The sequence below is a fragment of the Ktedonobacter sp. SOSP1-52 genome (assembly GCF_016587395.1).
Map to the genome: position 1 here is coordinate 2,583,305 of NZ_BNJH01000001.1, position 26,135 is coordinate 2,609,439.

The 26,135-nt window shown below is 53.2% G+C and carries 25 protein-coding genes and 5 pseudogenes; 19 read left to right on the forward strand and 11 right to left on the reverse strand.

The features are described 5' to 3' along the window. The first annotated feature begins 489 nt into the window (after positions 1-489). Positions 490-1,335, forward strand: coding sequence for an MBL fold metallo-hydrolase (locus JMJ16_RS12280; protein ID WP_201381578.1), 846 nt, complete (start codon positions 490-492; stop codon positions 1,333-1,335). Between the two features lie 614 nt (positions 1,336-1,949). Then, positions 1,950-2,135: pseudogene (locus tag JMJ16_RS12285) on the forward strand (DDE-type integrase/transposase/recombinase); the annotation flags it as partial. Between the two features lie 12 nt (positions 2,136-2,147). Here the strand turns inward: JMJ16_RS12285 and JMJ16_RS12290 are convergent. From JMJ16_RS12290 to JMJ16_RS12305, 4 genes are all read right to left on the reverse strand, one after another. Continuing rightward, on the reverse strand, positions 2,148-2,354 hold the full coding sequence (locus JMJ16_RS12290) for a hypothetical protein (RefSeq protein ID WP_201381580.1): 207 nt from the start codon (positions 2,352-2,354) through the stop codon (positions 2,148-2,150). Between the two features lie 38 nt (positions 2,355-2,392). Next, positions 2,393-3,277, reverse strand: coding sequence for a hypothetical protein (locus tag JMJ16_RS12295; protein WP_201381582.1), 885 nt, complete (start codon positions 3,275-3,277; stop codon positions 2,393-2,395). Positions 3,278-3,838: 561 nt separating this feature from the next. Beyond that, the gene (locus JMJ16_RS12300) at positions 3,839-5,143 is read right to left on the reverse strand and encodes an NF041680 family putative transposase (protein ID WP_201382681.1); all 1,305 of its coding nucleotides are present in this window, start codon (positions 5,141-5,143) and stop codon (positions 3,839-3,841) included. Between the two features lie 303 nt (positions 5,144-5,446). Next, positions 5,447-6,454 carry a transposase gene (locus JMJ16_RS12305; RefSeq protein WP_201381584.1) on the reverse strand — a complete coding sequence of 336 codons (1,008 nt, stop codon included), beginning with the start codon at positions 6,452-6,454 and terminating at the stop codon, positions 5,447-5,449. Between the two features lie 338 nt (positions 6,455-6,792). On the opposite strand from JMJ16_RS12305, the pseudogene JMJ16_RS12310 reads away from it, so the two are divergent. Together JMJ16_RS12310 and JMJ16_RS12315 are read left to right on the forward strand one after the other, a co-directional pair. Beyond that, a pseudogene (locus JMJ16_RS12310) lies at positions 6,793-7,613 on the forward strand (IS6 family transposase). 115 nt (positions 7,614-7,728) lie between these two features. Further along, the gene (locus JMJ16_RS12315; RefSeq protein ID WP_201381586.1) at positions 7,729-7,890 is read left to right on the forward strand and encodes an IS3 family transposase; all 162 of its coding nucleotides are present in this window, start codon (positions 7,729-7,731) and stop codon (positions 7,888-7,890) included. A 59-nt stretch (positions 7,891-7,949) separates the two neighbouring features. Here JMJ16_RS12315 and JMJ16_RS12320 read toward each other — a convergent pair whose 3' ends face one another. From JMJ16_RS12320 to JMJ16_RS12330, 3 genes are all read right to left on the reverse strand, one after another. Further along, complete coding sequence (locus JMJ16_RS12320; protein ID WP_201381588.1) at positions 7,950-9,134, reverse strand: cytochrome P450; 1,185 nt, start codon at positions 9,132-9,134, stop codon at positions 7,950-7,952. Positions 9,135-9,429: 295 nt separating this feature from the next. Then, positions 9,430-10,416 carry a CynX/NimT family MFS transporter gene (locus tag JMJ16_RS12325; protein WP_201381590.1) on the reverse strand — a complete coding sequence of 329 codons (987 nt, stop codon included), beginning with the start codon at positions 10,414-10,416 and terminating at the stop codon, positions 9,430-9,432. Beyond that, a complete protein-coding gene (locus JMJ16_RS12330; protein ID WP_201381592.1) occupies positions 10,383-10,670 on the reverse strand; it encodes a hypothetical protein in 288 nt (95 codons plus the stop codon). The genes JMJ16_RS12325 and JMJ16_RS12330 overlap by 34 nt, the downstream gene beginning before the upstream one ends. Before the next feature lie 201 nt (positions 10,671-10,871). Here JMJ16_RS12330 and JMJ16_RS12335 point away from each other — a divergent pair, with 201 nt between their 5' ends. The 6 genes and pseudogenes from JMJ16_RS12335 to JMJ16_RS54095 all read left to right on the forward strand — a co-directional run. Then, the gene (locus tag JMJ16_RS12335) at positions 10,872-11,183 is read left to right on the forward strand and encodes an ABATE domain-containing protein (RefSeq protein WP_201381599.1); all 312 of its coding nucleotides are present in this window, start codon (positions 10,872-10,874) and stop codon (positions 11,181-11,183) included. 134 nt (positions 11,184-11,317) lie between these two features. Beyond that, positions 11,318-11,512, forward strand: coding sequence for a CGNR zinc finger domain-containing protein (locus JMJ16_RS56975; RefSeq protein WP_374229000.1), 195 nt, complete (start codon positions 11,318-11,320; stop codon positions 11,510-11,512). A gap of 449 nt (positions 11,513-11,961) precedes the next feature. Beyond that, positions 11,962-13,233 (forward strand): IS110 family transposase, encoded by a 1,272-nt coding sequence (locus JMJ16_RS12345; RefSeq protein WP_236601426.1) that lies wholly within the window; start codon positions 11,962-11,964, stop codon positions 13,231-13,233. A gap of 57 nt (positions 13,234-13,290) precedes the next feature. Then, a pseudogene (locus JMJ16_RS12350) lies at positions 13,291-13,758 on the forward strand (IS6 family transposase); the annotation flags it as partial. A 73-nt stretch (positions 13,759-13,831) separates the two neighbouring features. Continuing rightward, positions 13,832-15,046 carry an IS256 family transposase gene (locus JMJ16_RS12355; RefSeq protein WP_201381603.1) on the forward strand — a complete coding sequence of 405 codons (1,215 nt, stop codon included), beginning with the start codon at positions 13,832-13,834 and terminating at the stop codon, positions 15,044-15,046. Positions 15,047-15,077: 31 nt separating this feature from the next. Next, positions 15,078-15,279: pseudogene (locus tag JMJ16_RS54095) on the forward strand (IS6 family transposase); the annotation flags it as partial. 548 nt (positions 15,280-15,827) lie between these two features. Here JMJ16_RS54095 and JMJ16_RS12360 read toward each other — a convergent pair. After that, the gene (locus JMJ16_RS12360) at positions 15,828-16,310 is read right to left on the reverse strand and encodes a MarR family winged helix-turn-helix transcriptional regulator (RefSeq protein WP_201381605.1); all 483 of its coding nucleotides are present in this window, start codon (positions 16,308-16,310) and stop codon (positions 15,828-15,830) included. Positions 16,311-16,512: 202 nt separating this feature from the next. On the opposite strand from JMJ16_RS12360, the gene JMJ16_RS12365 reads away from it, so the two are divergent. The 7 genes and pseudogenes from JMJ16_RS12365 (at position 16,513) to JMJ16_RS54105 (ending at position 23,036) form a co-directional block, all read left to right on the forward strand. Next, positions 16,513-17,700, forward strand: a complete 1,188-nt coding sequence (locus JMJ16_RS12365; RefSeq protein WP_201381607.1) for a cytochrome P450 — start codon at positions 16,513-16,515, stop codon at positions 17,698-17,700. Further along, the gene (locus JMJ16_RS12370; protein WP_201381609.1) at positions 17,697-18,107 is read left to right on the forward strand and encodes a PPOX class F420-dependent oxidoreductase; all 411 of its coding nucleotides are present in this window, start codon (positions 17,697-17,699) and stop codon (positions 18,105-18,107) included. Before JMJ16_RS12365 ends, JMJ16_RS12370 begins: the two co-directional genes overlap by 4 nt. Before the next feature lie 101 nt (positions 18,108-18,208). Continuing rightward, the gene (locus tag JMJ16_RS12375) at positions 18,209-18,679 is read left to right on the forward strand and encodes a hypothetical protein (protein ID WP_201381611.1); all 471 of its coding nucleotides are present in this window, start codon (positions 18,209-18,211) and stop codon (positions 18,677-18,679) included. 460 nt (positions 18,680-19,139) lie between these two features. Continuing rightward, positions 19,140-20,465: pseudogene (locus tag JMJ16_RS12380) on the forward strand (transposase). Positions 20,466-20,913: 448 nt separating this feature from the next. Beyond that, positions 20,914-21,768 carry an alpha/beta fold hydrolase gene (locus JMJ16_RS12385; RefSeq protein WP_201381613.1) on the forward strand — a complete coding sequence of 285 codons (855 nt, stop codon included), beginning with the start codon at positions 20,914-20,916 and terminating at the stop codon, positions 21,766-21,768. A gap of 261 nt (positions 21,769-22,029) precedes the next feature. Next, positions 22,030-22,521, forward strand: coding sequence for a winged helix-turn-helix domain-containing protein (locus tag JMJ16_RS54100; RefSeq protein WP_236601427.1), 492 nt, complete (start codon positions 22,030-22,032; stop codon positions 22,519-22,521). Then, on the forward strand, positions 22,476-23,036 hold the full coding sequence (locus tag JMJ16_RS54105) for an IS630 family transposase (RefSeq protein WP_236601428.1): 561 nt from the start codon (positions 22,476-22,478) through the stop codon (positions 23,034-23,036). The genes JMJ16_RS54100 and JMJ16_RS54105 overlap by 46 nt, the downstream gene beginning before the upstream one ends. Positions 23,037-23,051: 15 nt before the next feature. On the opposite strand, the gene JMJ16_RS12395 is transcribed toward JMJ16_RS54105, so the two are convergent. The 3 genes from JMJ16_RS12395 to JMJ16_RS12405 all read right to left on the reverse strand — a co-directional run bounded on the left by JMJ16_RS12395 (position 23,052) and on the right by JMJ16_RS12405 (position 24,270). Next, positions 23,052-23,555: a transposase gene (locus tag JMJ16_RS12395; protein WP_201381615.1), complete on the reverse strand. Its 504-nt coding sequence runs from the start codon at positions 23,553-23,555 to the stop codon at positions 23,052-23,054. Beyond that, positions 23,539-23,697: a hypothetical protein gene (locus JMJ16_RS12400; RefSeq protein WP_201381617.1), complete on the reverse strand. Its 159-nt coding sequence runs from the start codon at positions 23,695-23,697 to the stop codon at positions 23,539-23,541. Before JMJ16_RS12400 ends, JMJ16_RS12395 begins: the two co-directional genes overlap by 17 nt. Before the next feature lie 99 nt (positions 23,698-23,796). Beyond that, positions 23,797-24,270, reverse strand: a complete 474-nt coding sequence (locus tag JMJ16_RS12405) for a helix-turn-helix domain-containing protein (RefSeq protein ID WP_201381619.1) — start codon at positions 24,268-24,270, stop codon at positions 23,797-23,799. Positions 24,271-24,412: 142 nt separating this feature from the next. Here JMJ16_RS12405 and JMJ16_RS12410 point away from each other — a divergent pair, with 142 nt between their 5' ends. Together JMJ16_RS12410 and JMJ16_RS12415 are read left to right on the forward strand one after the other, a co-directional pair. Beyond that, positions 24,413-25,267: an NmrA family NAD(P)-binding protein gene (locus JMJ16_RS12410; protein WP_201381621.1), complete on the forward strand. Its 855-nt coding sequence runs from the start codon at positions 24,413-24,415 to the stop codon at positions 25,265-25,267. A gap of 10 nt (positions 25,268-25,277) precedes the next feature. After that, entirely contained in the window at positions 25,278-25,877 is a 600-nt protein-coding gene (locus JMJ16_RS12415) for a dihydrofolate reductase family protein (RefSeq protein WP_201381622.1), read from the forward strand. Positions 25,878-26,135 lie beyond the last annotated feature (258 nt).

Sequence of the window (26,135 nt, forward strand, 5' to 3'; positions counted from 1 at the left end):
CTTGTAGAAGGGCCATCGTTGCTTATGAGCCAAAGAGACCCATTTGAGATTCACCCTTTTGTAGAAGCTCTACATCTTAGAGATCAGCCCTTCAAGTTTGGTGAATCGAGATACGAATGAGTTTTTAGGAGAGACTGTTTGAGCTGGCCTTTGTCATTTCGTATCCTAGATAAGCTCACCCATCATCAAAGGTGGCCATGAGCCACCAAGTGAGCAGGTTTGGCCCTCCGACGTAAGCACTTGTCCTCCAATATGAGCACTGGTACACGCGTTTCCTGGAAAATCGCTCCTTATCTGGGTTGTTCCATCGATGTCTTGTAAATTGAAGGGAGAGAAAGAGAGGTTCAGTAAGTCACAATGTACTCCTCTGCCTTAGCTTGCGGCGACCCGCAGAGTTATGCAGATTCCGCCCGCTCAATGCTGGGATTTACAGTGGTTTGTTCTCTAATGGCAAGAGATGTTATTCTCTGTTGAAAGGAAAGCTATTCAATGGTCAAAGCAGCAACCTATAGCTCGATTACACCAGGCAATGTTCGCATAACTTATCTGCCCGATGGATACATTCTCTTCAATCCAACAGCCGTATTCCCAACAACCACCGCGACGGACTGGCAGTTCTATCGAAATTATCTCGATGACAATGGTCAACTTGTCGGTAGCCTGGGCGCCTATCTGCTCCAGACTCCTGAGCATACGATATTGATTGACACCGGCCTCGGCCCCAGAACCTATGAGAGCAGTCGCTTCAAGTGCTATGCCGGTCAGCTCCTCTCCAACCTTGAGCGTGCGGGACTCGATCCTGCCAACATCGATATTGTCTTTTTCACGCACATGCACTCAGATCATGTAAACGGGGCCGCGCGCGAGGTCAATGGCGAGCTGGTCCTGACCTTCCCGAATGCACGCTATCTAGTACGGAGCGCTGAGTGGCACCGCTTCGACAATCAGCCGGAGAGTAGAGCCAGTGTGGCCGATGCGCTGAATCTGCTGGAGCATCGCATCGAGTTTGCAGAGGAGGGAGAGTATATCGTACCCGGAGTGAGGGTTCTCGCTACCCCAGGGCATACCGCCGGTCACGCATCGCTGCTGGTAACAGCGGGCGAGGAACGAGTCATCATTCTCGGCGATATCTTCCATAGTGCTGTGCAGATCGAGCATCCCGAATGGACCAACTCCCTGGATAGCGGCGATCCCGAACAGGCGAAGGTCACTCGCAGGCAGATGCTTCAGGAACTCGCGCGGCCCTTGACAACAGGGGTTGCGACCCATGTCGCCAATTCCGTCTTCATGAAAGTGGAAGCTGCACACAGTGGATTCCGGCTCTTAGAAAGATGAAAGGACGGTATTGTCAACTTCATTACAATTGTAGAGTTTATAGAAGAGAAACAGACCTCAAAGTGGGGATTGTGCCCTGTTTCTTGCCCTTGTTTGTTCGAGAATTATGGCTGATATGGCATCGAAGTGGTGAAAGCTTATCAACAAAAAAATTTAAGTTGACAATACCCCCAGAGGTCCCAGCCCTCCCTCGCATTGGCAAAGGTGGTCGGTTTGACCACGACGCTTTTGTCGGGGCGAGTGATGCACCCCGAGCAGGATTGGCTTCCGATATCAATCCCACACACATATGTGATCTCAGCCCCCTGTCCTTCGGAGGCAGGTGGGGTCATCTCCATTGCGCACCTGATTTTCTTGACTCCTCCCTCCCTGGATCTTCCATCCGGCGCACCTTTCCACCGGGATGAGCAAGCGAGAAGCCCGACCAGCCAGCGCGAGGGTCAGCTCATCTTGGATAGGCACTCTGGCTCTGGCGGCTCCTTTCACATGGCTGCAGGCCGTTGCAACAAGCCTCATAGACCCTTGAAGCTCTGGCGGGCGGGGAGCTGTCTCCAGAAGGAGGTCACTGCTATTCACAGGCCACTAGCGGTTACCCAGGCTCTCCCACTGCTCCCAAATTATTATATGAGCGTGGCTGGGAATTTACGTATGAGGCGGTTCGCGAGTGGGAAAGGCAGTTTGCTCCCCTCATTGCGGAACAGTTGCGAATCAGGCGACGCGGACAAGCGGGGCAGTCGTGGTATGTGGATGAAACGTATGTGAGGGTCAAGGGAAAATGGTGTTCTCTGTACAGGGCAATCGCATCTAAATTTTCAATCGGCTCGTAGGACGCATTTGCACAGCAGGGTTTTGAAAGCCGCCTTGTTGTGATGCAGCCTGTAGAGCCAGTTCCCAAAATGAGAGGCGATGGCCCTGGGAGACGCACTGGCCCGCGCGCTTTTAGAGAACCAGACGGCCTGGCCCTGCGCGGCTTCCAGGGGCCTGCGATGAAAGGCGCGAAAGAACGAGAGTGAGGACATGCCATAGTGCTTGTGTTGAGAGAAAGCGCCGGCTGAAATCAGGACCCAGAGCTTGACAGACCCATTGGATTGACGTGTGGGATGCCGCCCTGATCTATAATGCGCTGGCTGATGGGCTGGGCGAGAGCCAGCAGGCGTTCGGATCGCTCTCTTCCCAGGTATTGCCAGGGAGGCAGGGCCAGCAGATCGGTACGATCCTCTATCGCCTGGCGCACCTGTTTCCCAGCGGGGGTCAGAAGCCCATGCTCATCCAGCAGGCCGCGCTGCTGCAAACGTTTGGCTGCTGCATCCCACTCCTCGTCGCTCCAGCCGCGTAGGGGTTGCATCGTCGCTCTGGACACCTCGCCTGTGCCAACATAGGTGAGGTGAGCTTCGCAGCCATCGACTCCCTCTGTCAGCAGCGTCGCCATGTGTCCATCCCAGCGATGCTCGCGCAGGAGCGTCGTGGCGTGCCAGAGCACAAGATGCGGCTCTTTCGGCCAGGGCAGTTGGGAGTACCCTGCAAAGAGCGCTCGCCCATTGACGGAGCAGCCGCGTGTCGCCTCTTTTGCCAGGTCCGCCGCCTCCGCCATCTCAGCGGACGCAACCTGGTCGCCGAGGAGACGGCGTAGCGCTGCATCGGCAGCTTGGAGACGTACCTCCAGTACCTGCTCCGGGCTGGCGATGTGCCATGCCTCGGGGAGAGCGCGAGCAACCATATCGGGATGGAAATGGTAAAAGGTAGCCGTTACGACAGCTGCAGAGGCAGATCCAAGTGGTGCGGATCGTGAGGCAAAATAGCCCATCCAGTAGCCTTTGAACCCGACATCAAGAAATGCCTGCCGCGCCTCCGGTGCAAAGAAAATCATGGTGTGATACGGCTCAAACATTCGCCGCGCGCGTCGTGACAGCGCGAGATCCGTGTGTTGTATGTGAGAAGTCATGGCAAATCATTGCCTCCTTACTAGGAAATATACTCGAGAGATCACCTCTAATTGTTTTCCAGCTTTCCTCCCACGCAGGGAGAGAGCCTGAAGCACAGAGATGACCCATGAGTCTTCCCTCTATCTTATCTCCGCACCTCCTCAACTAGCAAGGAAGAGCGGCGGCGAGAAAGCTGAGTAGAACGTATGAGCTGCTCACGGGCCAGGCCGTTTTTGATGGAAGAGATCCCGTCTCACTTCTGTATCAGCATGTCCATGGTGTGCCCCGTCTCTGTTCCATTCCTGCAGTGAGCCAAAAGATTCACAGAAAATGAAGGAGTTTCCTACAGATATCCTACAAAGATGTTATTCTACGCACGTTGCCGGTTTTTGGATGCGATGTACTGCTGTGTTATTCCACGTTCTTTGCCGGATAGCCCGGATAGCCGAAGAAATCTCCTCTCTCCATAAAAACCTCCTTTCTTTCAATTTGGTGTTTAGATAAACAGGACCTATGAGAATGTGCTTCGCACATTCTGAAAAAAGGAAACCATGTTCACATTGACGACTCTCAAAAGACATTTAGCCCTTGGTTTTGGCCTTGTGCTTGCTTTTGAGGACCACGCCATGGCGTGGAGCAGGCTGCGGATGGAACCCAGAGGCTCGTCCTGGCGATTTTCCTCGCTTTTGGCACATCCGAGTCGGCGTTCCCAACTGCACCAAAAGCGAGGGCATTGTCCGACGAACTTGTCGGGGGGTCAGCGGACGTTGCTTGGGTTCCCAAGGCCGATACACGGCCTGTCCCAGCGGACGTGCCAACAGCAACTGGTTCAAAGCCAGCGCCACCAACAGACTCCAACGCTCGAATTGCTCGGGTGTGCGCACACGGGCCTGGGTCCAGAGCAAGTCTTGCTTCATGAAACGGTAGCCATGCTCATGAGAGAAGCGATGGGCGTAGGTGGGAGCGACCTCCTGCAAAGGCATGTCTGCCGAGAGCTGAACAAACCAGCTCTCACGCGGATCGCGCTTGCTGTTCTTGGCCCCCTCGCGCACCACACGCACCACACACACCTCGACATCACGACCTTGTTTGAAGTGCAACCCGCTCCAACGCGTGAGGTGGACAGGCCTGCCCTTCTCATCGTTTGCGCTTACGCTCTCATCGGCCCCTGTCAGCGTTTCTGCTCGTGTGCCTTGCAGCAAGGCTCCATCCAAAGGGATACGGCCTTTCTTGCTTTTGCGCACGGGCTTGCGATACAGCTTGCGGTTGCGCTTGAGACGAATGAGCACCTGGCAGCCCAACTCCTTGCAGGCACGCAAGAACGCAGCCGTCGCATACCAGCGATCTGCCAGGATGACCACGCGACGTTTGAGGTGAGGAACCACCTCGCGCAGCTGGATGAGAGCCACCTCGGTAGCCGTTTGGTCGGTGCGCACGCGTCGCTGATCCAGGATGCCAACCCAACTGCCAGGCTCGGTAGGCAAGAGCATCACCGTCGAGAACTGCCATCCCACACTCACTGGCTTGGTGGCACGAGGCAGATTGGGGACGTAGATGATGCCGCGATCTGGGCTGGTTTCGGCTTCTGGCCGAGGCACACTACTACAATCAATGCTGATGCAAATGAGTTCCTCGCCCCCTCGTTGCTGCAAGAGGGCGTGGATGCAGACGGCGCGCAAGGCGTCCTCATCAATCTTGCCATTGGTCAAGCCTTGATAGAGGCTGGACCAGCCACGCTCGAAAGCAGGCGCTTGCGACAATTCGATCAGCGAGCGAGCCTCGGACTCGCTCAGCAAGGCATCACACAGGTTGAACAGGGCATCGGCTCCGCGACCAAAGCACGCGTAGGCTTGCTGACGAAAATCGGTCAATGTGTTAAAGTACATCCACGTAATGCTCATTTCTTGTTGATTTTTCTTGTTGAAAGAACATTACGTGATGTGGCAGCTCTTGGCAATCAAGACTGCCTTTTTTCTTAGGTTTATCTAAACGTCAATTCAATCAAGCAAGCAGATTCACCAAATGCGCCCATGAGCCCACGGGATACGCAACGAGCTTGTAGCAAGCGAGCAATGAAGGAATGGAAGAGATTGTTGAAAGCAGACAGGGACTCTCCGCCCTCATGACGAGCCCAGAGGGGCAATGACACCTCGCTCAAATCGCCTGTTTGTTCGTTAGTTCCTCCTGTATTACTTGATAGCGAGAAAGGTGGGGACGCCTGCCACGGAAACACGCCGTTGCGGTGGTCCCCACCAGGCATTACAGGCGAGCCGGTCGGACCACCTCCAGCGGTAATGCGAACGCACTTCACGAGGGGGACGTGGTGGTGGGAAAACCTTCTCGGGACACTCGACAAGCGCGATGATCTCGGTGTGTTGATGACGCCAATGGGTGGTCCAGGTGCGGCGAAGCGCTCGGCCTGCAACATCCACCCATCGTATTGGTCCGAGAAGGACAGGCTTTTGCTCACACTCAGCCGAGGCAGGTGGGGGCAAGAGGCGACGGACAGCGCTGACTCGTCGAGCACGATTGCCTTTGGCACCTTTGGCCAGGCATTGCTCTCGCAGAGAACAGCGCTGACAGTCAGTCTGATACGCGAGATAGACGGCCCGCTGAGTGAAAGCATTTTCTTGGCGCACCTCACTCAACCACAGGCTGGCACCCGCTGGGCAGCGGAGCTTGCCATCCTCTTGCAACGTGAAGGCCTCAGCTCCAAAGCGTCCAGTGGCACGCCCGAATGCTGCGGCCCACTCCCACGGTCCATACTCCTCAACTGGCTCTTCAATGGTGAGGAGCACAGGAGGTGTCTTTTTGGGAGATGCCCACTCGATCTCGCGCAACTCAGCTTTTTGCATGCTCTGTCCAAGCGAGAGCCGGAGGTTCCACACCCATTGACACGCGATCTGCCAGAGCTCTTGTCCGCACTCGGTGTACGAACACCAGCGGTCGGGATCTTCTTCGACATCTTCATCTGCAAGCACGACCTCGAAGGCCCCTCGTCCATGATAGAGATCGAGCACATCTTCGACAAGGAATCCATCGATGGGCAAGGTTGTGATGAAGACCTCATATACCCATTCCCCGATGCATTTGCCCACCGACGCCCTCTTGCCTGCTGCGGGGGCACGATGCCGAGCCACAATGATGCGGGTTTGAGGTACCCCCTCATTCAATTGCAACCAGCCTCCATCAAACAACTCAACCTCCTCATCGCTGTTTACTCTGGTCACCCTCGCGGTTGGTGGGTGAGCTAGCACGCGTTGGATCTCGCGTCTGCTCCAGGACGCGATACCCTCTCGCTCGTGTCACCAGATGCACGCCTGCTCCAATCAGTTGTGCAATGGCTACTGTATTCCCATACTGCCCGTCGAGGCGAACAAGAGCCACCTGTGCAGTGAGAGCAAAGAGCTCCAGGTAGGTTGTGATGGCCCGAAGCGCCGAAGAGGGTTCTGTCAGAACTCAAACTTGACCTTGCTGAGAGGCAGCAGATTTGTTATGCTCATCCCGTCAGAAAATGGAACGAGGAGTATGGCCAATGAACTGTCCCCATTGCACAGGCACGAGAACGAAAAAACGAGCGAAGAAAACGAAACTGGGGTATGCAACATTCTTCTGTCTGGCATGCCAGTGTACTTTTACTGAACGAACCGGGACTCCTTTTAACTATCTCGAGGCCCCACTGACATTGTGGTGCTTGTTGTTTTCTGGCGCCTGCGGTAGAAGCTGAGCCTGCGTGATGTGGCGGAAATGTTTTTAGCACGAGGCTTTGTGTTTACGCACGAGACGGTTCGAGACTGGGAAGAGCGTTTTGCGCCCTTGATCGCCGATCAATTGCGCACAAAACGACGAGGTCAAGCAGGGGTCTCCTGGTATGTGGACGAAACGTATGTCAAAGTGCATGGAAAATGGTGCTACCTCTATCGTACCATCGACCAAGATAGCAATCTGGTTGATTCGCGGCTGAGCGAAAAGCGAGATATGGATGCCGCCAAACAGTTTTTCAAACAAGCCGTTGCTGTGGTTGGCCATACGCCAGAGCAGGTGACAACGGACGGCCATACATCCTATCCGCGTGCAATACGCGAGACAATGAGCAGCAACATCCAGCATCGGACAAACAAGTATCTCAATAATCGGCTGGAGCAAGATCATCGAGGAATCAAGCAACGCTACTATCCAATGCGTGGATTTGGGAATTTCGCCTCAGCGGCACGTTTTTGTCGTGCTTTTGATGAATTACGCAACTATTTTCGCCCACGTTCTCTCATGAGAGAAACCCTGTTTCTTCCGGAACAACGACGGTTGTTTTGCGAAAAACTTGCAGTCCTGCGACTCCTGCTACTGATGGCTTCCTAGCTCAATGGATGATGAGTTGAAAGACTGCCACCTCTTTCTGTGGGCTTTTATGCACTCAGTTCTGACAGAACCGTCAATGCTTCCTGGCTCGATCAGATTGAGATTTGGTGCGCGCATGTTGCAACGCAAACTCCTGCAACCCAACCATTTTCTCAGCACCGACACCTTGGAGCAGGCCATCTCAGATTTCATTGCCTACTACAATCAGGCGGCCAAACCGATCAAATGGTCTTACACGATTGAGAAACTCGAACAAAAACTCGGAACGCACTCATGATAGCCTGTACTTAGCGTCATGATATCTCCCAAGTTCGTACCCAGCAAACGCATTGCTACTTAAAAAATCACAGGCAAACTGGTGACACCGCGTAATATCGGGTTGCGTTTCCAGCCCAGGTGGGTGGGATCGCCAGCCAGGCGCAACTTGGGCAAACGTCGCAGCAAGGTGCCAAAGGCAATCTGCCCTTCCAGGCGCGCCAGGGGAGCTCCTAAACAGGCGTGGATACCCTTGCCAAAGGCCAGATGCTGATTCTTGCGCCGCGTGATATCGAGAATCTCTCCCGCTTGGATGTGCTGCGGATCGGCGTTCGCGGAAATCAATGCCGCCAGGACTTGCTGGCCTTTTCGGATCAGCTTGCCATGCCATTCAATGTCCTCGCTCGCCCAGCGCTCGTCAGAGAGGCTGACGGGCGACGTGTAGCGCAACAGCTCTTCGACCGCTCCAGGAAGCAACTCAGGATCCTGTTGTAGAAGGTACAATTGATCGGGATGCTGTAACAAGGCCAGGGTGCCGTTGCCCACAAGATTGACAGTGGTTTCATGACCAGCAATAATGAGGAGGATGAGCATCGAAATGAGCTCATTCTCGTTGAGCTGATCACCGTTCTCTTCCGCTTGCACAAGGCCGCTCGTCAGGTCATCGTCGGGATGGGCACGTTTCTCATCTAACAAGATTTTGATGTAGTTTAGAAACTGCTGAATCGCGTCTGTGCGCTGTTGTCGCTCTGTTGTGAGATCCACCATGGCCTGCGTCCATCCACGGAACTGCTGGCGGTCTGCCACGGGAATTCCCAGCAGATCAGAGATCACGGTCAGCGGCAGCGGGTAGGCAAAATCTGCGATAAGATCCATCGCTCCTTGCGCTTGGACGGCATCCAGCAAGTCATTGGTAATCTGCTGAATATGGGAGCGCTGGTGCTCAATCATGCGTGGGGAAAAGGCTTTCGAGACCAGATGGCGCAAACGAGTGTGGTCGGGCGGATCAACCATCAACAGCGTGCGCAGATCGAACGTTCCCCAGGTCTCATCCCGGTGCTCTTCCAATTCTGCGAGCTTGCGGCGATCCTTAGTGAAACGTGGATCTTTGAGAAGCCAGAGGGCATCTTCATAGGTGGTCAACAGCCAGGCGTCCAGTCCCTCGATATAGATGATCGGCTCAGTTGAGCGCAATCGGGCATAGAAGGCATGGGGAGTGCTTTTCACTTCCTGAGTCAGCAAATCGTTGATAGTCATCTCGGTCATGTGACCCTCCTTGCGTCTGACCACAGCGTCAATATGGATGAAATGTGCTCTCTGATCCAGTGATTCTTGTCTTCGAACGAGCGATCTCCTCAGTACGAGAATCTCTCCCCCAGTATATGACACAAGATGAGCAACCTCAAGTTGCTCATGGAGAGATCCACCAGTACGAAATCGGCTCGATCAACTATGGAAAGGCCCAACCTTTGTGCAAACCGCTGTAGGCCAACAGTGATTGGCGAAAAGCGGCTCTTCGCACGTATTCGCATCATCTTTGAGCATTTTGTGACTTCAGATGTCACGGTGAGAGGTGCTTTACGGCAGCAGATGGACGTATGGGCAAGAGCACACTGAGTATGAGGACTATCCCTGATGCAAGAGCCGATGAGAGAAAAGCCATCGCAGGAACATGGGTCAGATCCCAGAGCCAGCCTCCGATGAAAGGTCCCAGAAAGGAGAAGAGGTAGCCCACTGTCAGCATGGTACCCGTCCATGCCGCGACCTCTTCCTGCTTAGCTAACAGCGCTGGTAACGCGATGGTCAGCATATAGATGAGAATCGTCGTGCCTCCAATCAACCCAGCCCACACCGGTTCCAAAAACACTGGTGTCCAGATCCAGCCAGCCAGTGAGAGCAGGCAGAGCACACTACAAACAATGAATGGGAGCTGCCGCCCGACCAATTTGCGTGCAAACAGTGTGGCAAGCAAACTGGCTGGAAGTTGTGCTGCATTTAAGACACTGAGTGCAAGCCACGTCAGGGCCGGAGCATGGGCGGCCTGATTGTAGGAAGCGATCCACGTGTTCATGCCAAAGTAGATAAGCTGAGCGCCTCCAACGAGCAAGCCAAGCGTCCAGGGGTTGACGGAAACGAGTCCGGGGGCTGGTATGCCCGAGGCAGATCCCACCGATTTGAAGGTTACTTCTCTCTGTTTGACGGTGTTGGCAGGAGCCAGCCATAACCAGAGGACCAGGGTGATCACGACGGGAATACTCCAAAACACGAAGCTGCTAGCCCATGCATTTCGTCCCAACCAATGAAACATCACCGGGATGGTCAGCATCGCACCTAGTGTCTCACCGATGACGAGGCCGTCAGTGTAGAGTGCTGTAGCCAGACCGATCCGTGTGGAGAACCATTGGCGAATGAGCATGGGGATCGCAGTCTGTGAGCAGGTGCTTCCTAGACTGAGTAAGGCCGTAAAGATGTAGAGTGGAAGAATGGCAGGCCAAAGGGCACGAGCGTAAGCTCCTAGTGCCAGCAACAGGAGGCCACTAGCAACCATGATGCGTCCTCCCACTTTCCAACAAGCAGTCCTATTGGCAGGGAGATGACTCCCATCACCAGGGTTGGCAGCGAAGTTAGCAGGCCTGTCTCGGTGTTGGAAAGATGGAGGTCATGGCTGAGCAATGGGATGAGAGGTGGGACGGCGAGAAGCGCTGTTCGCAGATTGATACCAACGATAACGATCAAGCCAAGCGTAAACACCTGATGCCAAGAGTGTCTCTTTGCATGGTCTTTCTCTCGCTTCTTCTCCATACACTTCTCCTTGTCTCACAAAAACGATCTTTCATGCGCGAGGGGCCATGAGCTCTTCTCTGAGAGGTACTAGCATCATAACCCTCCGTGGGATATAATGAGCAATATGATTGTGAGTCATTAATATCGTAGCATCCTGATGCTAATAAGTCAAGCCCAATTTGATCATTATAAGCGTAGACAGAAGAAGGAAACATCTTCATGAGCCCCGGAAAACATGCAGGAACACTTGAATTAAGAGGGGAGCGACTGTGTCTGGACTTTGCCAATACCGTTGGGTGGCATGCCTCCGACCATCCCCAAGAATGGCTGCTCAGCTATGCTGATCTGCTTGCTTGGAGTCAACATGTTGGCATTGTGACCAACCTGCAACACGAGCAACACCTCCAAGAAGCAAGTAGTCGTCCTACATTTGCAGAGGAAGTTCTTACGCGTGCCATCGCCCTTCGAGAGGTCCTCTACCGAATTTTTTCGTGCGTTGCGCAAGGTTGCCCCCCAGGATCGGGGATCTGACGACCTTGCAGGAAGCCTATGTGCAGGCCATGATGCATGCTCAAGTGGTACCAATGGATGAGAGGTTTGCGTTCAGTTGGCACAACAACGAGCATGCGCTTGACTCTCCCCTCTGGTCAATAGCTCATTCGGGGATGCAGGTATTGCTCTCTGAGGAACTGCATCGTGTAAAAGAGTGTCCAGGAGATGGATGTGGCTGGCTTTTTTTTGACAGGAGCCGCAACCAAAGTCGTCGCTGGTGCAATGGTCAAGACTGCGGTAATCGTGTTAGAGTGCGCCAGCACTACCAGCGCCACAGGATCTCCAAGAAAGGAGAAGACAATGCGTGACCTCCGTCCACCGTCCGGTATTGTCAACTTATCAAAAGAAATGAAGAGCTTTTCTGGAAAGACGAGGAAGAAAAGGGACAAGCAAAATATGGGTAACGGATGGTGAAACGCTATGCGATTGTTTTTATCCCTGTCAATTCGTTCCATACCTGGAACCGCTCATATAATAATTTGGGAGCAGTGGGAGAGCCTGGGTAACCGCTAGTGGCCTGTGAATAGCAGTGACCTCCTTCTGGAGACAGCTCCCCGCCCGCCAGAGCTTCAAGGGTCTATGAGGCTTGTTGCAACGGCCTGTAGCCATGTGAAAGGAGCCGCCAGAGCCAGAGTGCCTATCCAAGATGAGCTGACCCTCGCGCTGGCTGGTCGGGCTTCTCGCTTGCTCATCCCGGTGGAAAGGTGCGCCGGATGGAAGATCCAGGGAGGGAGGAGTCAAGAAAATCAGGTGCGCAATGGAGATGACCCCACCTGCCTCCGAAGGACAGGGGGCTGAGATCACATATGTGTGTGGGATTGATATCGGAAGCCAATCCTGCTCGGGGTGCATCACTCGCCCCGACAAAAGCGTCGTGGTCAAACCGACCACCTTTGCCAATGCGAGGGAGGGCTGGGACCTCTGGGAGGAGAAGCTGAGCCGGTTGGATGCTGCTCCCAGTCAAATCATGATTGGCATGGAAGCGACCTCCCGCTCTCATGAAAATCTCTCCCATGAATTGGAGCAGCGAGGCTATCAGATGTGCCTCTTGCATCCAGGGCAAACCCATCATTTTCATCAGCAACGGGGATTGCGGGCCAAGACCGATCGGTTGGATGCCATGACCATTGCCCGCACGCTCCTCAGCGGAGAGGCGCGCATTGGGTACATTCCTGGTGAGCAGGTGGCGACCTACCGGGAACTCGTCCGCTTGCACACGCAACTGAGCGAAGAGGCTGCCCGCTACGAGAATCAGATCCAGGCGTTGGTGGTGGTGCTCTTCCCCGAGTTCACCCAGGTGTGTTTGCCGACCCGTGCGGACAGAGCGCCTTGGCGGTGCTCAAAGCCTATCCCCATGCCCAGTCCGTGGCTGAGGCAGGAGAAGCCGCGGTGTACCAAGTGTTGCGAACGGTTCCTGCCCCTCATGCGCGGGCGTCCCACGGCGCAGAAATTGGTAGCTCTGGCGAAAGCGTCGGTGAGCAGTGGCCACGCCTTGCGTGGTCGTGCGAGCAGCCTGCGCATCCTCTGCGATCAGTTAGAGCATACGCAAGCCAATCTCACCAGGCTGGAGCAGGAACTGGAGGAGCTGATTACCACCGATCCAGGCGCCAAAGGGCTCCAACAGATGCCAGAATTGGGGCCGAAGACGATCGCGGTCCTGCGGGCAGAACTAGGAGAGGTGGATCGCTTTGCCTACATCGATCAAGCGATCGCCTACGCCGGCATGGATATCAAGATCCGCGAGAGTGGCAAGTGGAAAGGCAAGGCCAAGCTCTCGAAACGCGGCAGTGGCTTGCTGCGTCAGATGCTCTACTTAGCCGCCATGCGCAGTATTTCCCTGCAAGGCTCCGCTTTGGGCGCGTATTCCCAGCATCTGGTTGCGCGTGGGCTTGAGGAGATGTCCGCGCTCATGGCTGTCATGCGCAAAATGGTGGCGGTGGCAACGCACCTGATGCAAACGGGGGAGGACTACGATCCCGGCAAAGGGTATTGTCAAGTTGCTGAGGGCTGGAAATCTCTGCTAAACTGAGGGCTATGAAAACGCAAGAATCAGCCTCTCTCTAAAGGGTATCGCTTCCCAGCTGAGATTATCAGTCGCTGCGTGTGGCTGTATTTTCGCTTCTCGCTCAGTTTCCGCGACGTGGAAGAGATCATGGCCGAGCGTGGAGTGATGCTCACATACGAAACGATCCGGCAATGGTGTCTCACATTCGGCCAACAGTATGCCAATGAGGTGAAACGTTCTCGTCCTCGAACGGGAGACAAATGGCATCTGGATGAGGCCTTTCTCAAAATCAATGGGAAAACGCATTACGTATGGCGAGCCGTCGATCAGTATGGAAATATTCTCGATATTTTGGTTCAGAGTAGGCGAAATAAGCAGGCAGCCAAGAAATTCTTCCGTAAGCTGCTTAAAGGGCTGCACTATGTCCCACGCGTCATCATTACTGACAAACTGGCCAGTTACGGAGCAGCGAAACGAGAACTGTTAGCTAGCGTAGAGCATCGACAACACAAAGGCTTGAATAATCGAGCAGAAAACTCGCACCAACCGAGGTACTGTAAAGTATTTTGTGTAGAGGTCATACTGAATAGAGAGAGCAGTAGCAGCAGAAAGGAATCATCCCATGACCATACGCAAAGAGATACTTGACGAACTTCTCAAGGATTACGCTGACCCCAAGGATATTCTCGCCGAAGGTGGTCTCCTCAAGCAACTGACCAAAGCCGTCATTGAGCGCTGCTTGGAGACGGAACTTGAGCAGCATCTGGGCTATGCCAAATACGCTCCCAAAGCCGAAGGAAGCAGCAATGCTCGCAACGGGAAAAGCCGGAAACTGCTCCAAAGCGAGCAAGGACCTGTTGAGATCAGTGTTCCTCGTGACCGAGAAGGCAGCTTTGAACCCCAGCTCGTGAGAAAGCATCAGAGCCGTTTGGAAGGTCTCGAGCAGAAGATCCTCACCCTCTATGCTCACGGACAAACCACCCGTGATATTCAGGCCCAATTGCAGGAGATGTATGGAGTGGAGGTCTCACCCACCTTGATCGCCAATGTGACCGATGCCGTCATCGATGAGGTGCATCAATGGCAAACCCGTCCTCTTGATGCTCTCTATCCCATCGTCTACGTCGATTGTCTGGTCGTCAAGGTCCGTGAGAGCCAACGGGTGATCAACAAAGCCTTGTATCTGGTGCTCGGCATCACGATGCAAGGACAGAAAGACCTTTTGGGGATGTGGATCTCACAGACAGAGGGCGCCAAATTCTGGCTCTCCGTGTTTACAGAACTGCACAATCGAGGGCTCAAAGATATCTTCATTGCCTGTGTTGATGGCCTCACCGGTCTGCCAGAGGCCATCGAAACGGTCTTTCCTCGTACCCAGGTGCAACTGTGCATGGTCCATTTGGTGCGCAATTCCTTGCGTTTTGTTGCCTACAAGCACAGCCGAGAGGTAGCCGCTGACCTGCGGGCGATCTACACGGCGAGTACCCAAATGGAAGCTGAGTTCAACCTGGAACTCTTCGCTGAGAAATGGGATCAGCAGTATCCTACCATCAGTGCCTCTTGGAGAGCACACTGGACCAACGTGATCCCGCTCTTTGCCTTTCCCGAAGACATTCGCAAGATCATCTACACGACCAATGCCATTGAATCACTCAATATGACCCTGCGCAAAATGACGCGCAATCGCCGTATTTTCCCTTCGGATGAGTCCGTGTTCAAGATCATGTACCTGGCTGTCCAAACCGTCTCCAAGAAATGGACCATGCCGCTGCGTGATTGGAAAGCCGCCCTCAACCGCTTTGCCATCGAATTCGCTGATCGTTTTCCTACCAATTAGCTGAAAGTCCACAAAATACTTGACAGACCCCCAACCGACGAGACAACGGGAGCGCACCATGCGTCGGTTTAAAACCCCGGGACATGCTCAACGCTTTCTTTCGGCCTTCGGTCCTATTTCCAATCACTTTCGTCCCAAACGGCATCGTCTTCATGCCTCAGATTATCGTGCCCTCATGCAGGGCCGATTCCAGATATGGAATGCGCATCACCGGCGCACAAACCGCAGCGTAGCCCGTGCCAACCTCCCCGGTCTTTCATCTCTTTTCGTCCTCTCGTCATTCTTCTCAGAAAAGCTCTTCCTTTCATTCCTTAAGTTGACAATACCTCTTCTCTCCTCTTTCTCTCTTCTTCTCCTTTCATTCTACTCTCCCTTCCATCCTCGTCAACAAAGTACCGCTACTGCTACATTCCTTAAATGCGATAACAAAACGAGCGAGCCAGGAGTGCTAATCAACGAGGATTTATCCCTGTTTTTGTCTCCATTGTATTTGACGAACGTGGCACTACTGCTGCGTTCCTCATTGGTATGAATAAAACGCTGAATCAAGGTTTAGAACCAATGCAGGCATGTTTTATCCATAGACTCTGCCTGGCAGTAATGATAACGCCAATGAGGAACGTAGCACTACTGCTACGTTCCTCAATGACATGAATAAAGCGATGAACCGAGGTCTGGAGTCCAAAGAGAGGTCGGCTGTTCGCCGGTCTCGGCTTGTAGAAATGATAGCGCCATTAAGGAATACAGCACTACAGCGGTGTGCCGAATCATTGAGCCTTGTTTAGCTCTCTTCCTCCTTCCCCAACTGAGAGGCCATAAGTTCCTTGGAACGCTGAGCCGAGCGGATTAGAAAATCCGCAATGGTAGCCAGTTGCTCATCGTTGTAGATATCCAACACCTCGTGAAACGCCTCTTGCACAGAGGAAAACAGCCGGTCCAGTTCCGCTAGTCGTTCTTGATTGGGGTGCACAATGACCCGGCGACGATCATGGGGGTCACGAATGCGTTGTACCATCCCTTTCTTTTCCAACCGGTCAATCAAACCCGTGACAGAAGGAGTCGTCAGGCCAGTGTGCGAGGCAATCTCCCCAGCGGTCAGGGGGCCGAACTTTCCAAGCAGACCGAGCGTTTTCTCTTCGGTTGCTCCCAGACCCACTCGCTCGGCTATGTTGGTGTGGAAAAAGACGGCCAGTGTGCTACTTTCGCGACTGGCCAGAAGCAGCGTCTGAATAAGATCTTCCCTCGATGGCTGGTGACTTGACATGAGTACTCTCCTTGGATATACTTAGATAAAACTAATATCTAGCCAAGGCTATATATTAGTTTTATCTAGCTTATTCTATCACAAGGAAGAAGAGCAAGGGAACTTTGCTCACTACTTCCTGCCCCAAATGATAGGCATAAAGCGCTGTCAGGGATGGAGAGAAAACTTCCCTAGTATTCCAATGAAAGTCAGAGAACAAGCTATGTCAGCAACCCATCAAAGCTTTTTTGCGCCGTATGAGTGGTATCATACCATGCGCAACAGCCAACCAGTGTTTTATGACGAGCAGCACGCTACCTGGCATGCGTTTCGCTACGCAGAGGTGAAGCGAGTCCTCTCCGAGCATACTACCTTTTCCTCAGATATTACCCAGACATTAGAGCTTGGGGAAAACAAGAAGACATCACATGCCACCCTGATCTTTACGGACCCTCCGCGTCATCGTCAACTACGTAATTTGATAAGTCTGGCGTTTACCCCGCGGATGGTGGCACAGTTAGAGCCTCGCATTCGCGATATTACGCAGGCGTTGATCGATCAGATGCCAAATGAAGGAGACATCGTGAGAGATCTGGCAGTCCCGCTCCCGATCACTGTCATTGCCGAGCTCCTGGGTATCCCGGCCGAAAAACGGGCCGATTTCAAGCGCTGGTCCGACAGCGCGATAGCGACATCCGGGCCACCTAGTTACTTTCAGCAGGATGAGATCTGGCAGACACATCTGCGCAATCAGGAAGAAATGCAAAAGTACTTGAGCATGCTCATGGAGGAACGGCGCCTGACTCCGCAAAACGATCTAATCAGCAGCCTGGTGGCGGCAGAAATCGAAGGGAAGCGCCTGACTCCAACAGAGGTGCTGGCCTTTTGTACCCTCCTGCTCGTCGCGGGCAATGAGACCACTACCCATCTCATCGGCAACAGTGTCATTTGTCTCGCGCAGCATCCTGAAGCATTGGTGCAGTTGCGCCATAACCCACAGCTTCTTCCTGGAGCCATCGAAGAGGTGCTACGTTACCTTTCACCCGTGAAGATGATGGCGCGTTTCACCAAAACCGAGACGCAGCTTGGCGGTCAGAACATTGGGGCCAGGCAGTCGGTTATAGCCTGGATCAGTTCAGCTAACCGCGACGAAAGGCAATTCCTTGAGCCTGACCGCTTTGATATCCAGCGCACACCCAACCGCCATCTTGCCTTTGGGCACGGCATCCATTTTTGTTTGGGTGCCCCTCTGGCTCGGCTGGAAACCCGAATCGCACTGGCCGCTCTTCTTGAGCGCTTTCCTGGACAATGGCCATTGCCTGAAAAATCTCTTGAAGCGGTCGACGGGATAATTGTCTTTGGTGCGAAGCGCCTTCCATTTACTGCACAGACAAGGAGTATGCACGTATGAGTATCCAAAAGGTCCCTCAGCAGCCAGCCAGGCAAGTTCCCTTCGCCCCATTGAACCGTTCGAATGTTGCCCTACTCACCACCTTTCGCCGCAACGGCCAGGGTGTGGAAACCCCAGTTGGGATCAAGCTCGCGGGAGGAAACGTTTACTTTACCACATGGTCAACAACTGGTAAGGTTAAACGTCTCGCCTGCAATCCACAAGTGAGGTTGGCTCCCTTTACCAAATGGGGAATGAAAGTGATCGGTCCAACAGTCGAGGGAACCGCTCGCCGCCTGGATGCGACAGAGGTAGAAAAGCTCTCCACACTCTTCAAGGCAGGTCTCCGGAGTCGCACGTGGGATCTGATCTACCGCTTGCGTGGCTGGCAAAAAGTCCACTACGAAGTCTCTCCAAGCAATGCTTGATGCGAAAAAATCGTGAAGTGCCTGAGAATCTTGCCTGGGCATTTCATGCATAAATGTGCATTTTTGAATACTCTCAATAGAAAAACTTCTGGAGTATTTCCATGTTCCTGCTGCTTCTTATTCAATGGTTCCATATTCTCACGGGCATTATCTGGTTTGGCGGCTATGTCTTCTTGGATTTTGTCCTCTGGCCTACCTTGTTGAGGCTCCCGGCTCAGCAAGCCACGTTCACCTATAGCCTGATTAGCAAATTCGCCGGGCCGGTGATGGCGACGAGTGGCTCGCTGGTCGTATTGCTTGGGATTGCCAGAGGAGCATGGCTGGGTCCCATTAAATCGTTCAGAGTTCTATTCAGCTCTAGCTATGGAGTCACATGGCTGATTGCTCTAGCTATCTCGCTTACCCTCATCATTTGGGGCGCTGGCTGGCATGACCGCTTCATCGGCCCCATATGGGAGCAAGATAGCGTCAAAACTGGCATCGTAGATCGCCTGCGCCTCTCGACCATATTCGAGATGAGTTGCTTCAGCCTCGTCCTCACTTGCATGGTGCTGATGGGTGTGGGCCTGTAATAGATACTACCGGGGAGGCCCAGGCAAGTGCTGATCTTTTCATAGGATGCATAAGGAGATAGCAACATCAATGAGAGCATATTCATAAGATTTACGCAAACGAGTCCTGTGAGCGTAGACCAGGGCCGCCTTAGACTAGAGATTGTGCAGTTTCTTGGCATGTGGGCGCAGACTTTCCGCACAAAAAGCGATCCTTCTCCTGCGCCAACCTGCCTCCGTCCTCTCCTCACGAGCTTTCTCTCCCTTTTCTCCTCCTCCATACTTCTCCCCAGGTCACCACAAAAAAAGGGATCATTTCTTTTTCGCATTTACAGGTGACGAAATTGCTGCTAACGCGATTATAAGCCTAGTACTAGTACCTCCTGCAAAATGGGCATCTTCAAGTAGATTGTGAATCGGATGAGGGAGGATCATTTGTGGGAGAAAGAGAGAAAGTAGCAGAAAAGAGGAGGGAGAGTGTATGCTTGTGGACCGCTATCAGCCAGAAGACGTGTTTGCGCGGGTGCCCGAAGTGGCCGCACAGACCGCCCCCGTGCTCAAAGAATTGGATCGGCTGCTGGAGGATGACCGGCTCTATCAGCAGGTGCGTGCCGATCTGGGAAAGCGGCATCGCTGGACGCTGGTGCATGGGCGGCACTCGACGCCCGTGGAAGTGATCCTGCGCATGCTCATCTGTAAACATCTCTATCAGTGGAGCTACCGAGAAACCGAAGAGCGGGTTGCAGACAGCCTGGTGCTGCGCTGGTTCTGCCGCGTCTATTTTCAGCAGGTGCCCGATGAAACGACCCTGCTGCGCTGGTTGCAGACCTTGCGGCCCCAAACACTGCATACCTTGAACGATCGGGTGGTGGAGTTGGCAATGCAAGCCAAAGCGACCAGAGGGCGCAAACTACGACTGGATGCCACCTGCGTGCAGACCGAGATTCATCATCCGACCGACAGCGGACTGCTGGTGGACAGCGTGCGGATGCTCTCTCGCATCGTGAAGCGGGCCAAAGGGGTGATCATGGATGAGGTGGGCTCGCTCAAAGAGATCTGCCGCTCACGACTGCGCTCGGCCAAGCAGGCAGCACAACGGCTGCATCGACAGTTGAGGCGCAAGGGCGAGGCCAAAGAGGCCGAGCAAAAGCAGCTGTACCAAAAATTGATCGAGACGACGGAACAGATGGTGCGACAGACCACCCGCGTGGTCAAGGCGCTCAGCCAGCAGAGCAAGTCTGAGGCCAAGCGGCTTTGGCAGCAAGCCCAGCACTTCCTCCCCCTGGTGGAGCGCGTCATGGCGCAAACGCGCAGCCGGGTGCTCGAAGGCAAGAAGATCCCCTCAGAGCAGAAGGTGCTCAGCCTCTTTGAGCCGCACACGCGAGCCATCCCTCGCCACAAAGGAGGAGCACTGGTCGAGTTCGGTCGACAGGTGATTCTGGACGCGCGTGGAGGGAGGGATTGTGACCGGCTATGAGATCTTGGAGCATCCTCATGAGCATGGGCAGGCGATCGGGGAGTGCATTCGACCCAGACGTCGAGCACGCTGCAGGCAGCAGGGGTCAAGCTGGTGGCGATCCCGGCAGCCGGCAAAGTGTCTGAGGAACGCCAGGTGCTGGAGCATACCCCCGCTTGGAAGCGGGGGTATCGATGGCGTGCGGGCATCGAGGGCAGAATTGCTAACCTGAGACGCGATTATGGATGGCACAAAAGTGCCTACCACGGGGAAGAAGGGATGGAGCGGTGGTTGGGCCTGGGCGTCATCGCCAGTAATCTGCGCCATACCGCTCAATCCATGGTCGCCTAAAGCACAACCAGAGGTAAGCGCAACCATTCTCCCGTCAATTGTTGCGCTTACACCGACTCCTCAAGCCTGTTTATCCATTTTGCAGGGGATACTAGTACTAGTTTCCGGTGCAAAATGGACCCCTTCGACCAGCTCCACAAGCCAATCGTCTTTCTGGAAATCTGGCCGAGTGATTCAAGTCACTTCTCAGGTGGCTTGATATGGTTAAGCTTACATGCCATAAACCAGCCTGTGGAGCGGACTCAGGCATTTTGCACCGCTAACTAGTACACTGAGGGAGAAATCTCTCCATGATGAAGGAAGCTCAGTGTAGGTCCACCTGGATAGGCTTTGCCAATGTGGATTGGAATAGGCAAGTGATCAGCCAGGATTTGGTCGCAAAAGCCCTCAAGCGAGGGGAAAAGAGTGATATAATCACGTGGATAAAACTATTGGCAAGGAGAGATGCATGGCAGAGAGCCTTGAGAAGACGGCTCAATCCCAGATGATCGACTTACCTTCTGGTCGATTTCATTACCTGAGCTGGGGAGCAGAGCAGACTGAACTCCCTGGTATAGTGTTGCTGCATGGCATGACGAGTTCCGCTCTCAACTGGGTGCGTGTTGGCCCAGCACTGACAGACCGCTACCGTGTCTATGCCCTCGACATGCGCGGGCATGGTGAGAGTATTGCCCCCCCACGAGGGACCTATAGCCTGCGCCAGACCGCCGATGATGGCGTCGCATTTATAGAAGCCTTGGGTTTGCAACGTCCCGCGCTGCTTGGGCATTCCTGGGGGGGAGCAACAGCCATTGTCCTGGCAAGCGGAGCTGGGTCGCAGAAGCCTGTCCCCCAGTTCTCTCATCTGATTCTTGGGGACCCGCCTCCTGGTCTGCACTCTGTGAGTCCAGAACTGCAAGCAACCGTCATCAGGGATATCGGGCGTCCTGCACAGCAATTGCGCGCGGAAATCACGGTCAACAATCCTGACTGGACCGAAGCCGAAGTCGAGGCTCGGATCGATGCACTGCACAAAGTGACAAAAGAGGCAGTGGAGAGCATCTACATCGATGCCAGGAAAGAGGGTAATCTGCTTCCACTGCTCGCCACGATTGCTGCGCCGACGCTCTTGATCCGGGCTGATCCCCATCTGGGAACGCCGCTGGATGATACCGCCTGGCAGCAAGCGAAGCTGTACCTGCCTGCTCACAGCCGCGCTGTACAGGTCAATGGAGCCACTCATGGCATCCATCGCGGCCGCACATTCGATGCATTCATGCAGACGGTCAACGACTTTCTGAGCGATGAGAGAAGCGTGTGGTAAGAGATGGTTGGGTACATGAGCAGCCCGTCTCACCGCCCTGAGAATCTTCACAGAGCAACCGTAGCGGCAGAGATTTCCAGCCGGGGGCTCTTTGATCTCGCTGTCGGTTGGATGGGGATTCTCCTCAGTCATGTCTTGCGTGTCAGAAGCGTCGTGGGCACGCAGGAGCCGCACTGGCGAGCCCCAAGGGAGAAATTCTCTGATTATTGAGCTCGTGAGAGAGAGCTAAAGTTTGGAAGCAACCCGCCGAGAGAAAAAGGTATGGGAGCACCAAAGAAAGCCGATTGGCGAGAAGAACGGCGCAAACGCGCCTGGGAACTGAAACAAAGAGGATGGAAACAAAAAGACATCGCAGTGGCACTGGGGGTGACAGAAGGAGCAATCAGCCAATGGATGAAAAGCGGACGAGAGAAAGGAGAAGAGGGTCTCAAAGCCCATCCAGCCAAAGGAGCCACACCCCGTCTGACAGCAGAGCAACAAGCGCGCCTCCCAGAGGTGCTGGCGAAAGGAGCAGTAGCCTATGGATTTCCGGGAGACGTGTGGACGAGCCGGAGGCTGGCAGTGGCCATCAAGCGAGAGTTCGGGGTCAGCTACCATCCCGATCACTGTGGGTACCTGGTCCGTAAGATGGGTCTGAGCTTGCAGAAGCCAGTGGTGCGAGCCAGCCAGCGCAATGAGCAAGCCATTGCCCACTGGAAAAACCAGCAGTGGCCTCAGCTCAAAAAAAAGCCGAACAAGAAAAGCGCACAATAGTCTTTGTCGATGAAGCGGGCTTTTACCTGTTACCGATGGTGGTACGGACGTATGCCCCGCGCGGCCAACCCCCGGTACTACGAGTTCCACTGACCCGTGATCACATCTCTGCCATTGGAGGCATCACCCCCAACGGGCGGATCTTCATGCAAACGCAAGAGCGAGCGTACAAAGCAGTGGATGTGGTCCGGTTTTTGCAGGTGCTCCTGCGCAAGATTCCTGGTCGCTTGCTCGTCATTTGGGATGGCTCACCCATTCATCGAGCGAACGTGATCAAGCAGTTTCTTGCCAGTCCGATGGGGAAACGAGTGCATTTGGAACGCTTACCCGGCTATGCGCCGGAGCTCAATCCACAAGAAGGGGTATGGAACTTACTCAAACGTCGTGAACTCAAAAACCTCTGTTGCCGGGACCTTGCTCACCTGCGCCAGGAACTAGTCCACGCCAAAGAGCGCCTGCGCCATCGGCGGACCATCCTGCAGCATTGTTTCTCCCATGCTCTTGCTGAGGTTTAGTTGCCAGTCACGAAATCAATAGGTGAGTCCGGTGTAGGTCCACTTGATCGGTTTTGCCATCGTGGCATTGTAATAGGTAATGAAGGCCAGGATCTGGTCGCATAAGTCCTCAAGCGAGGGGAAATTGCCTCGTTTGAGCAGCTTACGTACCAGAATACTCAACCAGATTTCCACCTGATTCATCCAGGATGCGTGTTTCGGGGTGTAGTAGAATACCACTTGATGGGTCGAATCGTGTAAGAACGCAGCGCGGCTTTCCATCGAGCGTAAGACGCCACTCTTGCCTTTGACTCCCAATGTTTCCTGGTCAATCCCTTGCTGCTCGGCAACCCAGCGCACCAACGCTTCCGACTGATGAATATTCAAGTTATCGAGCATCAGATGCCACTTCGTCACATGAGGATCGCTGGCAATCAAACGTTGCACATGAGTGAGCGCATCCTCTTCAGTACGAGTCGGCCCCCAGGAAGGTTCGATGACCTGGCCGCTCACCACATCGAAATTAATGAACCAGGACAAGGTACCATGCCGGATGTACTCGAATTGGAATCGTTGGGCCTGCCGCTGCTGTTGACAGCTTGGGAATAAAAGGCTCGATCAACTCCCACTGGGCATCGGTGACGTCGGATGGATACCGCTTTCGGTTGGCTCGTTCACACATGTTGCTTGCCTTCCTTTCAATCTCTGGCTTTGGACTGTCTCCTTTCTTTTTACTCTCGGCTGATTCATTTGCTTCGGACGCTCTCTTAGGAAACAAACCCTACATCCAGCCTTTTAGAGAGATTTTGTTAACAACACTATTGGGGCCAGTAAAAATTGACCCTCCATTTTGCACTGTTGTGCGAATGAGTCGAATCATCTCCTCTCGATGAACACGCACGGCTTTGAGCCACTCCCGAGGAGCATTTGTCGTATCCGAATGTGTCGCACCCCACTCAGCCATATCGAGGAGAATTGGGATGATATCAAGCCCACCTGGGGTCAACTCATACATATCTTTTCGCCTATCAGCAAGGTGAGGTCGTTTCGTCAGTAGCCCTTTTTGCTGCAATTGAGCTAATCGATCCGCAAGGATATTCCGGGCAATTCCTTCACCTGACTCGAGAAATTCCCCATATGTCTTTTTCCCATAATAGATAATGTCTCGAATGATGAGCAATGACCAGGCATCTCCAAGCATCTCAAGTGAAAAATTAATAGGACATTGAGACCTTCTCTCATAAGTATGCTTCATAAGCACCTCCTTGACTTGCTAGGCTTCTCATATTATACTCTTTCCAGTTGCATTTTGCAACTAAAAATATGGGGAGCAAAAAATGGCAGGCCATTTGAGGCTTCGTTATCAGTTCCGCATAATCAAAAGGAGTATCAGGACCATGCAAACATACACAGTAGTAGGAGCTACGAGTGATGTGGGAAACATAGTGGCTCAGCAACTTGAGAACATGGGGCATGAGGTAAGAAAAGTATCTCGTTCTCTTGGCTTTTCGATTGATGATGAAGAAGCGCTTCTTAAGGCTTTTTCTGGCGCAGACGGAGCGTATGTCATGATCCCGATTGACATGCAAGCACCTGATCTTCACAAGCGTGAAGAAGAAATTGGGGAGAAGTTAACCAAAGCAATACAAGCGACAAATGTCAAACGAGTTGTCTTGCTGAGTTCCTTAAGTGGCCTTGTCAACCCTGGCAGTACCAAAACCAGTGCTTGGGGAGCCCTCATGATGGAAGATCGATTGAACAAACTTAATATTGAGGAGTTCATGTCTTTTCGCTGTGCCTTTTTTATGGAAAATTTCATCAAAGGGCTCGGCTTTCCTGAACAAGCGAAAAACGGCTCTTTTGTGGCCGCTTTCAGGGCGGACGTTGCCATGCCTATGATCGCCTGCACGGATATTGCAGAGAAGGTGATAGAGGCGCTTACCACTAATACTCTGCCTGAACTTCGTACTCGTGAATTGCAGGGTGCACGTGACTACACTATGGCTGAAGCGACTCACATCCTTGCGACGGCTATTGGAATACCGAAAGTTGAATATAGACAGGTCACTATTGATGAGGCACACCATGCCATGATTGCTGCTGGCGTTTCCCCAAGTTTTGCAGAAGCCGTCATGGAAACTGCGATCAGCTTCAACAAAGGGAATTCTATGACATTAGAAAAAAGATCGCCCGAAAACACAACCGAAACCACATTGGAACAATGGGCAATGGAACAGTTTGGAAGAAAGTAAAAGGAGAGTAATGAGAAAACTTCTTTTACAAATGCAGATGTCACTTGATGGATACGTTGCTGATAAAGATGGTGGTATGGATTGGATGGTCTGGAGTTATGGTAACGATTGGACATGGAATACCACATTAAGAACCTATCACACCGATCTCATGGCATCTATCGATTGCATTCTACTCAGTAGAAAAATGGCAGTGCAAGGATTTACTGCTCATTGGGCTGCCCTAGCCCTGAGACCTGATAATCCCCAATCTCACTTCGCAGAGAATCTGACAAAAGCTCATAAAGTAGTCTTTACAAAAACGCTTGCCAGATCAGAGTGGGAGAACACGACACTTGCAAAAGGCAATTTCGTCGACGAGATACTTGCGCTCAAGCAGGTATCTGGGAAAAATATCATTGCGTTTGGCGGTGCGGGTTTTGCATCATCGCTTATTAAAGCCGGTCTCGTTGATGAGTTTCATCTGATCGTCAACCCGGTTATCTTAGGTGCGGGTTTGTCTCCATTCAAGGAAATAAGGGGCTCTTTGGGCCTTCACCTTATTGAGTCAATCCCTTATGATCACGATATTGTCGTTTTAAAGTACTTGAAAAAGGAGTATGGGCTATAAATTAATAGGGTGCGCCAAGTTTTTTTGCACAACCCCACAGAGGCAAGAAGACGTCAGCATGTGTCCCCCTGAAACGGTTGTGTGTCACCTGCAATAGGGAACGTTCGACGTGAAACGGTCAGGTGTTCGCTCCGAACGTGGATCTGCTCGGCATTCGTTGGGATGTGAGGGGAAAGAGACGGCTACTCGTTCGAATATGGGTTGTGTTGCAAAAATAGGAGGAAAAGAAATGGAGCGTGAGCGGTCCTATCAAACGTT